8 protein-coding genes are annotated in these 12,898 nt (G+C 50.7%); 4 read left to right on the top strand and 4 right to left on the bottom strand.

Annotated features, from left to right (window positions below):
- Positions 1 to 256 precede the first annotated feature (256 nt).
- Both ACQ4MZ_RS00575 and ACQ4MZ_RS00570 read left to right on the top strand, forming a co-directional pair.
- A complete protein-coding gene (locus ACQ4MZ_RS00575; RefSeq protein ID WP_430841908.1) occupies positions 257 to 3,394 on the top strand; it encodes a SusC/RagA family TonB-linked outer membrane protein in 3,138 nt (1,045 codons plus the stop codon).
- Between the two features lie 25 nt (positions 3,395 to 3,419).
- Positions 3,420 to 4,880 carry a SusD/RagB family nutrient-binding outer membrane lipoprotein gene (locus tag ACQ4MZ_RS00570; RefSeq protein WP_430841906.1) on the top strand — a complete coding sequence of 487 codons (1,461 nt, stop codon included), beginning with the start codon at positions 3,420 to 3,422 and terminating at the stop codon, positions 4,878 to 4,880.
- Positions 4,881 to 4,961: 81 nt separating this feature from the next.
- Here ACQ4MZ_RS00570 and ACQ4MZ_RS00565 read toward each other — a convergent pair whose 3' ends face one another.
- A complete protein-coding gene (locus ACQ4MZ_RS00565; protein ID WP_430841904.1) occupies positions 4,962 to 5,726 on the bottom strand; it encodes a hypothetical protein in 765 nt (254 codons plus the stop codon).
- A 210-nt stretch (positions 5,727 to 5,936) separates the two neighbouring features.
- Between ACQ4MZ_RS00565 and ACQ4MZ_RS00560 the strand changes: the two genes are divergently transcribed.
- Entirely contained in the window at positions 5,937 to 6,197 is a 261-nt protein-coding gene (locus tag ACQ4MZ_RS00560; protein WP_106597568.1) for a hypothetical protein, read from the top strand.
- 4 nt (positions 6,198 to 6,201) lie between these two features.
- Here ACQ4MZ_RS00560 and ACQ4MZ_RS00555 read toward each other — a convergent pair whose 3' ends face one another.
- Positions 6,202 to 9,153 carry an FAD-binding and (Fe-S)-binding domain-containing protein gene (locus tag ACQ4MZ_RS00555; protein WP_430841902.1) on the bottom strand — a complete coding sequence of 984 codons (2,952 nt, stop codon included), beginning with the start codon at positions 9,151 to 9,153 and terminating at the stop codon, positions 6,202 to 6,204.
- A 186-nt stretch (positions 9,154 to 9,339) separates the two neighbouring features.
- Between ACQ4MZ_RS00555 and ACQ4MZ_RS00550 the strand changes: the two genes are divergently transcribed.
- Positions 9,340 to 10,812 carry a TlpA family protein disulfide reductase gene (locus tag ACQ4MZ_RS00550; RefSeq protein ID WP_430841900.1) on the top strand — a complete coding sequence of 491 codons (1,473 nt, stop codon included), beginning with the start codon at positions 9,340 to 9,342 and terminating at the stop codon, positions 10,810 to 10,812.
- A gap of 149 nt (positions 10,813 to 10,961) precedes the next feature.
- Here ACQ4MZ_RS00550 and ACQ4MZ_RS00545 read toward each other — a convergent pair whose 3' ends face one another.
- Both ACQ4MZ_RS00545 and ACQ4MZ_RS00540 read right to left on the bottom strand, forming a co-directional pair.
- Positions 10,962 to 12,221, bottom strand: a complete 1,260-nt coding sequence (locus ACQ4MZ_RS00545) for a sensor histidine kinase (protein WP_430841898.1) — start codon at positions 12,219 to 12,221, stop codon at positions 10,962 to 10,964.
- The gene (locus ACQ4MZ_RS00540) at positions 12,218 to 12,895 is read right to left on the bottom strand and encodes a response regulator transcription factor (protein ID WP_430841896.1); all 678 of its coding nucleotides are present in this window, start codon (positions 12,893 to 12,895) and stop codon (positions 12,218 to 12,220) included. Before ACQ4MZ_RS00540 ends, ACQ4MZ_RS00545 begins: the two co-directional genes overlap by 4 nt.
- Between the last annotated feature and the right edge of the window lie 3 nt (positions 12,896 to 12,898).

Raw genomic sequence — 12,898 nt, 5'->3', positions numbered from 1 at the left:
GTTCTGGCGAATTAACCCGACTGCCGGAAGCGCCCATCATCGGTATACCTCACCCTCAGCCAGTTGCCGACGGGTGTAACTTCATATAAACATCTCTTTTAAAAATATTAAATTTTAAATAAAATCATTTTCATCACGGAATATTTCATTAAAACATTTTTTCTCAAACAGATATTTTTTGAAATTAATTAAAAATAGAAGATTATTCTGTTTTAATCAGATTACCTAACTGTTTCACTCCATTACTTAATCAATTATGAAGAAAGTCTTTACATTGGGCTTCTTATGCGCCTTACTGTTCCTCAGCGGAGCTGGTTTTGCGCAAGACCTGAGCATCAAAGGCAAAGTGCAGTCGGCCGACGGGTACCTTCCCGGTGCCAGCATCCTCATCAAGGGCACCAGCCGCGGCAGCACCACGGATACCAACGGCGACTTCACCCTCAGTGCGCCGGCCAATGCGACCCTCGTTATTTCGTTTATCGGTTACAAAACATTGGAAATCCCCGTCGGCTCGAAAACCGTCTTAGACATTACGCTCGAAAACGACGCGACGCAGTTTAACGAGATCGTCGTAACGGCCCTCGGTATTGCCCGTGAGAAGAAGGCCCTGGGCTACGCGGTGCAGGAGGTGAGCGGGAAAACGCTCACACAGGCGAGAGAAACCAACCTCGTCAACTCGCTTTCGGGCCGGTTGGCAGGGGTGCAGGTGACCAATTCCAATGGCGCACCGGGCTCTTCGTCTCGGATGATCATTCGCGGGGCGAGCTCCATCGGCAGCAATAACCAGCCACTGTTCGTCGTGGACGGCGTACCGGTGGATAACAGTAATTTCGGCTCGGGGACGGGTATCGATTACGGCAATGCCGCCGCAGCGATTAACCCGGACGATGTGGAATCGATCAACGTTCTGAAAGGACCCAGTGCGGCGGCGCTTTACGGCTCGCGCGGGGCTAATGGCGTTGTGTTGATCACAACCAAAAGCGGCAAAGGCACGAAGGGAATCGGAGTTTCTTTTAATTCCAACACGGCATTCGAATCGCCATTCCGCCTTCCGAAATGGCAGAATGAATACGGCCAGGGCGCAAAAGGACTGTTTTCATATGTGGACGGAACCGGCGCGGGGGTGAACGACGGCGTGGATGAAAGCTGGGGACCGAAACTTGACGGCCGGTTGTTGCCGCAATTCGACTCGCCCATTGCTGCAGACGGTACCCGCACGCCTACGCCGTGGGTAGCGCATCCCGATAATGTCGACAAATTCTTCGAAACCGGCCGGACGCTCACCAACAACGTGGCCATTACCGGCGCGAACGACAAAGGAGATTTCCGCCTTTCATTCACCGACCTCGACCAGACAGGCATTTTGCCTAATACCAATTACAAAAGAAGAACAGTTTCATTGAACGCAGGCTGGAATCTTACTAAAAAGCTGAGTATTCGCGCCACTGGCAATTATGTGAACGACGGCAGCGACAACCGGAACAATTTCGGGTTGTACTTCATCTGGTTTGGCCGCCAGGTAGATATGGATAAGCTGAAAGACTACCACAAGCCGGGCAGCATTTATCAATACAACTGGAACGACAATTACTGGACCAACCCCTATTACCTGCTTAATGAGAGCACGCGAGCCAACGAACGCGACAGGTTGTACGGAAATATGTCGGCAACTTACAAGTTTACCGACTGGCTGAGCCTCACAGCACGAACCGGTACCGACTTCTACGAGGATCGTCGCAAGACCAAAACTGCCGCTCGCCAGGCAAAAATCGGGGCATCGGCTTTATATGACGCTTATAATGAGGAGCAAATATTCGTGCGCGAATCTAACTCCGATTTTCTTTTGAATGCGACGCACAAGTTTGGCGAGTTTGATATCGCGGCTAATATCGGCGGTAACCACCGCACCAACTATGCGCAGCGCAACTACATGGGTGCGACCGAGCTCGCGATCCCACGTGTGTACAACCTGGGTAACTCTCGCCAGCGCCCGGTTACGGAAAACAGCTTTATCCGGAAAAGTGTGAACAGTCTTTACGCTTCGGCCAACCTCGGTTTCCGCAACTACCTGTTCGTGGACCTCACTGCCCGCAACGACTGGTCGAGCTCCCTGCCGAGCGACAATCGCTCCTATTTCTACCCTTCCGCGGCTGTAAGTGCAATCATTACCGACATTTTCGACGTAAAATCTGCGGTGTTATCGTTTGCGAAACTTCGTGCAGGCTGGGCGCGCGTGGGTAACGATACCGACCCGTACCGTTTGGCAAGTACTTATAAATACGAAAACCCTTGGGGCAGCACGCCGAGCCTTTCGGAAAACAATGCACTGCTGAATGCCAACCTGAAACCCGAGCTTACCTCTTCCTATGAGATCGGAACGGATATTCGTTTGTGGCAAAACCGCATTGGCCTGGACATTACTTACTATAAAAAGGTCTCTTCCAACCAGATCCTCGATGTAAACATTTCCAATGCAACCGGTTACCTGTCGAAACTGCTGAATGCGGGTAAAATCGAGAACCAGGGTATTGAAATCCAATTGACGGCTTCGCCCGTTAAGACCGAGGCTTTTGAATGGCAAGTAGGTTTAAACTGGGCACGGAACAAGAACAAAGTCGTTTCGCTAGCCAACAACCTTACCACCTATCAGCTGAACACCAGCTATAACCCACTGACGCAGACTACCTCTACCAACAGCTTCCGTGGGCTTTCGGTGGAAGCGCGCGTGGGCCAGCCTTATGGTACTTTCTTCGGAAAGGGCTTCCTGCGCGCCCCGGATGGTCAGATCGTTTACGATGCGCAGGGTTACCCGATGCTCGAATCGTCGAGCCGCGTGCTGGGTAACTTCACACCCGACTGGATTGGCGGCTTCTCGAACACGTTCCGTTACAAAAACCTCTCATTGAGCACATTGATCGACGTAAAACATGGTGGCGACATCTTCTCGCAGTCCATCAACATCGGTCGCTACACAGGGGTATTAGCCGAAACCACCCTGGGACGCGAAGACGGCATTATCGGGCAAGGCGTAGTGAATAAAGGTACTGCTGCAGCGCCTGAATATGTTCCGAACGAAAAACGCATCAGCTCCGAAGAGTACCATCACAAATATTACCTGCTGACCAACAACGAGAATACCATTTTCGACGCGAGCTATGTGAAGCTGCGCGAAGTGAAGCTGACTTACATGCTTTCGGGGCAGGTGTTCAAGAAACTGCCGTTCCGCGACATTGCGATTTCGGTTGTAGGCCGCAACCTGGCGCTACTGAAAAGCAACCTGCCGCACATCGATCCTGAAACAAGCTACTATAACGACGGTAACTTGCAAGGCATCGAAAACGGGCAGATCCCGACGACCAGAACGGTTGGTTTCAATATCAGCTTCAACCTGTAAGCCATTATCCTAACTGATTACAAGCATGAAAAGCATCATACGTTCACTCAAATCCAAAACTTTGCTCGCCGCATCCATCGTTTGCCTTTCGGCATGCACGGGTGATTTCGACGAAGTCAATACCAACAACAACAGTGCTGCGACCGGTACGGCGGACCTTTTCCTCCCACACGGCATCCAGAGCGCGGTCGACCTTTACTGGGGCGGCTCTATCGGACAGGACATCGGCGACGGCTTCTCGCAGCACTGGGCGCGCATTCAGTACACCGATATCGACCAGTACACTGTTTCGGCGGACGTTTACAATACCGGCTGGCAAACACTTTACATCGAATCCCTGGCGGATTTTCAACGCATCATGAAAATCTCCGAAGAGTCGGGCAATACCAACTACAAGGCCGTTGCGATGATTATGCGCTCCTGGGCATTCATGTTGCTGACCGATATATACGGCGACATTCCCTACACCGACGCATTACAGGGCCTGGACGACAAGCTTTTGCCCAAATACGACGCGCAAAAGAACGTGTATGCCGGCATTGTAGCCGAGTTGAAAACAGCCAACGACCTGATCGACATTAATGACAAAAGTAAGGCGATTGCCGGCGATATTCTCTTTAATGGCAACCTTACCAAATGGAAGAAATTTGCCAACTCGCTGAGCCTGCGCGTGCTTGCTCGGATGATCGATAAGGCCGACGCACCCATCGATGTAAAATCGGAAGTTACCCGCATTCTCAATGACCCGACAAAATACCCCGTGATGGAGTCGGTGGCTGACAATATCCAGCTCAACTACCTCGACGCGACGAATAACAACAATCCTGTGAACCAGAACCGCAAAACACGCGACGACCACCGCGTGAGCGCCACTTTGGTGACCAAGCTAGCGGCATTGAATGACGGTCGCCTGGCCGTTTATGCCAACAAACCTGCGGATGGAGGTGATTACAAGGGTGTTCCAAACGGGCTGTCATCGTCCGACGCGAATGCATTAGGCCTATCCAAAACCTCGAAAGTAGGCGATTACTTCGTGGCTGCGACCGCTCCGGGTGTGATCATGAGCTATGCCGAACTGCTATTCCTCAAAGCGGAATTCGCCTACAAAGGCATTGCAGCAGCAGGTACCGCTTCTAAAAACTATGCGGACGGCATTACTGCCTCATTTGCGCAATATAAATTGACCGTTCCCGAAGCCTACCTTACAGCCAACGCGCTGAAAACGGGCTCAGAAGCATTTACCCAGATCATGGAGCAGAAATGGATCGCGCTCTTTGGCCAGGGTGTAGAAGCCTGGACCGAGTTCCGCCGAACCGGCATTCCTGCCCTTTCCCCTCCTGTTTTGAATACCAATGGCAACGTCATTCCAACGCGGCTGTCTTATCCTGGTTCCGAGGAATCGCTGAACTACGAGAATTTCTCAGCGGCCCTTACCGCCCAGGGAGGCAAGAATGACATGAAAATGAAGCTTTGGTTTGCAAAATAGTGCATATCCAAACCTGTTAAAAAAGCAAAACGGGTCGATGCGTGCGGCATCCGACCCGTTTTCTTTTAGTATCTGGTATGGTTAAAATGAAATCCCCAATCCCGCACCGATATTCGCAACCCCAACAAACCGCTTTTCGTTAATCGGAATACCTACTTCCGGATAGTTACCCACGCGCACATTCACGGCTACGTTTTTCAGCTCGGCTTCGGTCGCGAGGAAATCGCCCGACAGGTGGAAATACAATGGCCCGGCAATCGGCAAACGCAAGCTTGCACCGGCACCTACACCGAAACCGCTGGTAGAAGCGGGGCTCAAATGCACGAGTATCTGGTTTTCACCGGATTGGAAAGTGCCGGTCATATCCACGGTAGGCGAGGTTACTTGTACATAACCTCCCTGCACATGCCCTTCCAGTTGCACCCTATTGAAATTGAGGAAAATTGCAGGCCCTGCCATGATCGCATTGAACTTCCAGCGCGACACGCGCGTGTCCCACGTATGAGAGCTGGTTTCGTTGATAAAACCTTTGATTTCTTCCACGCGGAGGTCCGCAATGTCCACGATCGGCTGAGGGCGCGTCGTGTTCTTGTTCATACTTCCTGAAAACTTCAACCCAAACCAGCGTGCGATGCGAAAATCATAATTCACCTGACCATAATATCCTGAGCCCGTCAGACCCGCAAAAGGGTCGTTCAGTTTTTCCCTGGCAAGCTCCCCTACCGGCAAGCTGTACCCGGCAGTAACCGAAAAGAAGGACCGGTTATCGTTTTGTGCCTGTGCATCGAGTTGCGTAAATAGGAAAAGTGCAAAAATAAGGATAGAGAAACGTTGGCTGATTTTCATGAATATGGCTGGTTTGTGAGAAGAACTAGTACGTGAAACGAAATTTCCAGCTAAGGTAACATGAAACATCCCCGATTTATTACATTTTAGTTTCACGACTTAGTTTGGGGAAATTTTATCAACACAATGTTATATAAATCGCTCGAAAAGTGCCGAATCCGCGCTGGTATGGAAATGGTAAGGGTTATTTCAAACTAAATCATTCAACCCATGAACAGGCAAGAAACAGATAAGGAAGCAAGGGCCACCAAGAACGTGAAGAACGTCTGGAAGTGGATCGTCGGCATCGGTATCGTTCTTTCGCTGATCGCCTGGTTTGGCGGCTTCTTTAACCACGACAGAAACCTGTCAGGACAGGCTGATAACCCGGCCGACCAGGGCACAACCGCTGTCGACAGCATTGCTTCCGATACCGCCGGTACGCCATTGCGTTCGGATACGGTTTATGAGCACGTGCGCGGTACGCAATAGGGTGCTACTTGATCAGTGCGTCGTATAAAATCTCGACAGGGTGCATGACTTTGCGTCCTGTGCCATCCTTGATCTGATGGCGGCAACTCGTCCCGGCAGCTGCGATGATCACATCCTCGGGCTGCTGCCGGACAGTTGGGAACAGCACCAACTCCCCGATCTGCATCGATACATCGAAATGCTCTTCCTCATAGCCGAACGAACCCGCCATTCCGCAGCAACCCGACGGAATCAGCTGAACATGATAATTTTCCGGCAACTGCAATGCTTTTTTAGAAGCCGTTAACGTCGAAAGTGCTTTCTGATGGCAATGTCCATGCAGCTTGATTAATTGATTTTTACCGACAAATGCAGTTTTCTGAATGCGTTTCGCATCAATCTCACGGGCGATAAATTCCTCAAAGAGCAGTGCATTCTCCGCGATTTTCTGCGCATTGCCTCTTTCTTTTTCCCCTACCAGGTCCACATATTCATCACGGAATGACAAGATCGCCGAGGGCTCAATGCCCACCAACGGAGCGTCGTAAGTGATTTTATCTTTCAGCAAAGCCACATTCCGGATCGCCAGTTTCTGTGCTTCTTTCACAAAACCTTTGGACAAATACGAACGCCCCGATTCCACATGTTCGGGGATAATGACCTCATAACCCAGCTTTTCGAGCATTAATACGGCCTTTTTACCAACCTCAGCATCATTGTAATTGGTAAACTCATCGCAAAACAGATATACCCTGCGCGAATGCGGCGGGACCGCCGGCCTATTCCGCTGATGCTTTTCCCACCAGCTTTTCAATGTCTCTCTGTCCAGCTTCGGCATCGACCTTTCAGGATGGAAACCGACCATTTTATTAGCGATCCTCCGCAATGCCGGCGTCCCGAATATACCGTTGAATGCCCAGGGAGCGATCGAGGCCAGTTTCATTTGCCTTGAAAATCCGGCGATCAGCTTGCTGCGCATCGGCACGCCGTGGCTTTCATAGTATTGCTGCGTGAATTCGGCCTTCATTTTGCCAATGTCTACGCTCGAAGGGCATTCCGATTTACAACCTTTGCAGGACAAGCAAAGGTCGAGTACCTCTTTCACCATTTCCTGGCTCGTTGCCGGAGCCGTTTCCGGTGTGAAATACTGCCGCAGAATGTTCGCCCGGGCACGCGTGGTGTCGCGCTCGCTGCGCGTGGCCATGTAACTCGGGCACATGGTTCCGCCGGTGAGTTCGGTTTTACGACAATCGCCCGAGCCGCTGCATTTTTCAGCGAGGCGAAGAATGCCTTCTTGTCTTGAAAAGTCAAATATGGTCTCGATTTGCGGATTCGGCTTATCCTGCCCGTAGCGCAGGAATTCGTTCATCGGCGGCGTGTCCACGATTTTATTGGCATTGAAAACACCATTGGGATCCCAGATCCGCTTCACCTGCCTGAACATTTCATACACATCCTCACCCATCATGTAAGGAATGAACTCCCCGCGCAAGCGGCCATCGCCATGTTCTCCCGACAATGCGCCGTTGTATTTTTTCACGAGTACAGCGGTATCGGCCAGCACATCACGGAATTGCTGTTTTCCCTCGCTCGTTTTCAGGTTAATCATCGGCTCCACGTGCAGTTCGCCCGCGCCCGCATGGGCGTAGTACGATGCGTGCAAGCCGTGTTTTTCCAGTAGTACCTCCAATTCTTCAATATAAGCGGGCAAATCTTCTACGGCTACCGCGCAGTCTTCGATCAGATTCACCGGCTGTGTGTCGCCCGGCAGGTTCCGTATTAGTCCGAGACCGGCCTTACGGATATCCCAGGCCTTGTTGGCATCGTCCCCGAACAACAACGGATAGGCATATCCGAGGTTTTCCGATTGCAATTGCGCAATTAATGCGGACGCTTTTCGCTCTACTTCCTCTTTAGCAATGCCCCAGAACTCCACCATCAGCATCGCCGCAGGGTCGCCTTGCATAAAAAACCGGTTTTGGGAATACACATTATGGTTTTTGGTAAAATCCATAATGTATTTGTCGACGAGTTCGGAGGCCTTCGGATCATACTGCATGGCTACGCGGTTCGCGTGCAGCGCTTCCGCGAGCGAGCCCGTATGTACACACACGACGCCCACGGCCGCGGGAGGAGCATCGACCAACGCAAGTTTAGCCTCGGTAACGAAGCATAATGTCCCCTCGGAACCAGCAATGAGGTTACAGAGGTTGATATTCCCTTTTTCAAAATTCCTGACCAAGGCGTCCAGCGCATAACCGGAGTTACGGCGGGTGACGGTCGGTTTTGGAAATTGTTTTTTGATTAAGTCCTGGTCAATAGGATTGGATATGAGCCCGAACATGCCTGCCAGAATCGATTGCAGGCGCTGGCCTTTGACTTGTTTCTCACGAATTTCACGCGTAAAATCAGCGATGGATTGCCCATTGAAAATCGCTTCGGAACCATCCGAAAGCAACACCTTTACTTCCAGCAAATGGTCGCGCGTGGCGCCCCAGGTGATGGAATGCAGCCCGCACGAGTTGTTCCCGATCATCCCGCCGATCATCGCGCGACTGGCCGTGGAAGTTTCCGGGCCAAAAAGCAGGCCATAGGGTGCAAGGTGTTTGTTCAGATCGTCACGGATCACGCCCGGCTGCACGCGTACCCATTTTTCGTCCGGGTTTACCTCGATAATCTTCCGGAAATGCTTCGAAATATCGACCACAATACCCTTTCCTACCACCTGCCCGGCCAGCGAGGTTCCGGCTGCGCGGGGAATCAATGTTACTTTATTGTTTTGGGCAAAGTCGATCAGCGAACGGATATCCTCCACGGTTTTCGGCAAAGCTACCGCTACCGGCATTTCCTGGTAGACCGATGCATCCGTAGCGTAAACCGTGCGCTGGGCAGTGTGTAAAGTGGAATTATCAAAATACAACTCTCCCTCGAATCGGGCGCGGAGCGTATTGAACTGGAATTGTGAAACGCGGGTCATGGGAACAATCGATAATCAAAGAGCGAATTTACGGTAGTTGGCCTATTAATGCTTTGAAAAACTGCATGAATGTGCCCGCGACCTACGCTGAATAAGCCGCCGGAGCAGATACCGCCCTGAGTTACGTATATTGGCACAATTTTTACGCCTTCTGTTTTGGGTAAAACAGTTTTTCCTTTCGAACCGATGAAACACATAAACATTCTGATCCTCACACTATTCTGCCTGACCGCATTAGCCCGGGCTGCTTACGCGCAAAATACCGCCAATATTACGCTCACAACGACCAAACAGGCCCCTGTGACCGTTACGCTGGTGCTCGAAGATGTACATTTTCACCCCAATCTGGGCACAGGCCTTGCCGACGCGAAGCTCGACGCAGTGGCCTCGGTGAACTTTGCGGACAAAACGACTGAAAAAACGGTCATTCAGCTCAGTGAGCCCAAAATGATGCGCTTGCAATACAGCGGTAACGGTGTAAACAAGACCTGGATGCTCTTTCTGCAACCCGGCGACGACCTCACGATCAACTTCGCCGACAAGGCCGACGTGACTTTCGCAGGCAAGAATGCCGGTTATCAGACATTTTTGAAAAACTATTTTCTGGAAAACCAATACCAGTACCTGCCGGTTTTTGGCTATAAACCTTCACAAATCGACAATAAAAGCGTCGTGCAACAAAGCGACAGCCTGAAAAAAGTGAGGCTTGATGCGTTTGAGAAATTCAAAATGGCGAATCCGGTGGTACCTGCATTCGAAGCATATGTGCTGGCTACCACCGCAACCGAGCCATCACTGACCCGCCAGCTGATTCAGGAGAAAATCATGCGTCGCAATCGGGCAGCGAAACTCGACGCCACGCAGCGTAAGGAACTTGAAGATTTCACATTGACCGACTTCAAAATCCAGCCCGACGACGCACTGCTCAGCCAGGCTTACCGTGACGAGCTCCGTAACTGGGCGCTCATTCCCTCGACCCGCAAATATCCGCTCGAATCGGAAACACGCTATGAAATCAGCCCGGATGCGTTGAAGGATGTATATGCATTCAGCAAGGAAAAGCTGGCTAATTATCCGAAACAGAAAGAATACCTGGCTACCTATTGGCTCAACTACGCCGCTACGGCTATCCCGGGTATCGAAACTGCCAAAACGCTGCTGGCAGACTACAAAACGACATTCCCGCAATCGCCTTACACCGAATACATTTCCAAGCTGATCCAGACCAAAGAATCGTTACAACCGGGCGCCGCCGTCCCGGACATTACCCTGCTCAATACCGACAGCGCCGCGGTAACGGTTTCCTCACTGCAAGGCAAGCCGGTTCTGATGGTATTCTCATTCAGCATCGGACAGCACGAGCCAGGATTGAAGGTTTTAGAAGATAAATATGCCGATAAGGTTACGTTCGCCTACATTTCTGTTGCGACGGGCATCCCGCTTTCTACCTGGAAGCAATATGTAAAGGCGCGTCCAACCGCAAAGCATTTTTGGGCTTCGGATGAAAACATTGAGGTTTTAAAAGAGAAATATGGCATTGACATCCGGTACCCGTTCCTGGTGATCGATGGTGCGGGTAAGATCGTGAACCGCTGGATTCCGCAGGAATTTCCGAACAACAAAACCCTGGAAGCCGAGTTACAGAAAGTAGCAAAATAATGTAAAGCGAAGCTGTGCTGAACAAGCTGGCGCGAAGCTGCGCTTCGTGCCTACCATTCGCAGGCCTCCGGCCGGTCAGACATGCAACATTGTGCAAAAGTCGGCCAGAGGCCTCCACATAGCGTGTGCGAAGCAGGAGCTTCGCACCATCATCCTGTGATTTTGATCGAATGTATCGGCTCCTCGTACTGATACGAAATCCGCAGTTCGCAGTTATCACAAATCTCCTTCACGATCGCCAGTCCGAGCCCCAGTGAATCCGCCCCCGTCGATTCCTTCTTGAACCGCTCGAACAACCGCTCCGGCTCGCTCTTCAACGGATTCCCGGTGTTACTCACCTGCACATAGTCGGAACCCGATTCCAGCCGCAGCTCTCCGCCGGTATAATTGTGCCGGATTGCATTATTGATCAGGTTCGTAAGCAGAATATCCGCCAATGCAGGCGACATTACTTTTCTGAAATTTCCTGTCGATTGCAATGAAACGCGGATCTCTTTATGCTGTAAGATATCTTCAAAATCTTTCAACTTATTCAATGCCAGCCCGGAAAGATCCAGCTCTTCCTGCTCGGTAAACTGCTGGTTTTCAATTTTAGCCAACAACAAAAGCCCCTGGTTAAGTCGCGACATCCGTCGTGCGGCATGGTAAATCTCTTCAATCCAGTAAGTATGGTTTTCGCCCAAATCCTTCGATTGGATAAACTGCTCCACCCGCGCATTGATCAGCGCGAGCGGCGTCTGGATTTCGTGGGAAGCATTTTCGGTGAACTCGCGGAGGCTGCGATAGTCGTGCTGCATTTTCGACGCCATCTTCTCCATCACATCCCCCAGCTCGTTAAATTCGGTAATTTCGCTTCGCACGGTTTCCAGCGGCTTGTTTTTCGTCCAGTCGAAATCCTTGATCCTGGCCAATGAATCGTAAAAAGGCTTCCACAGCTTGCCCGACAAAACGCGGTGAAAAAGGAAAGTGCTGACCAATAGCAACCCCAAAAACGCGATCATCGCTGCCGAAATGGCTTCAATCAGCTTGTAGGATTCGATCATCGACTTCCTGATCGCCACGCGGTAGGGCGAGCCGCCGATTAATGTATAAAATGTAAGCTGGCGGAACGGATCGGCGGTTTCGTCGTAGCGGTTGCTGATGAGCGTGTCCGTGAATGCAACTTTGTTGTCAAATTTACCGAACACCGGTACCACTTCAATTTTATTTTCGACAAAGTAAGAATTGTTGCTCCAAGTGTCGTTGCTGCGGACATAGGCTTCAAAATCCTGCTTTTCGACCATCAGCCGGCTCTCTACCTCGTCGTAGATCATGAATTTGATGATCCAGAAAAAAGCAATCCCCACTGCCACATAAATCAGCAGCGAGGCGAGCAGGTAAATGCGGCTGGCTTTTTCGAGCAGTTTCAAGGTGCTGTGAATTTGTATCCTATCCCGTAAATCGATTGAATGTAATCTTTTCCGCCCTTTTCAACGATCTTCCGGCGAAGGTTTTTGATATGAGAATAAACCATATCGAGCGAATCGGCCGAATCCATATTGTCGCCCCAGAGATGTTCCGCAATGGATTCCTTGGTCAACGCCACGTCGATATTGGAAAGAAAATAGAGCAGCAGATCGTACTCCTTTTTAGATAATGTGGTTTCAATATCTTTGATAAAAACCTTTCGGGCAGGCAGGTTAACCCGGATATCCTTCCAGGTCATATCATTATTCCCGCCAAAATTCCTGCGCCGGATCAGCGATTTCACCCGGGCATTCAATTCCGAAAGGTGAAATGGCTTGGTCATGTAGTCATCCGAACCTATCTCCAATCCTTTCAGCTTGTCTTCCAGCGTGTTGCGCGCCGAAATAATGATAATACCTGTTGCGGCGGCGATTTTTTTCAAGGTCTGGATAATGTCGAAGCCATTGCCGTCCGGCAACGTCAGGTCCACAATCGTGCAATCGTACTGATACAAGCTGATTTTCTCATCGGCCTGCCAGAATGTGTTGGCGACCTCGCAAATGAACCCTTCGCGGGAAAGGTAATCGGTGATACTTTCTGCCAGCCCTTTTTCGTCCTCGACAACTAAAATTTTCATTCC

Source organism: Dyadobacter sp. BHUBP1 (genome assembly GCF_050587785.1).
In the GTDB taxonomy this organism is placed as follows: Bacteria; Bacteroidota; Bacteroidia; order Cytophagales; family Spirosomataceae; genus Dyadobacter.
Note: the sequence above shows the minus strand (reverse complement) of the source record. Positions and strands in the feature narration are given on the sequence as shown.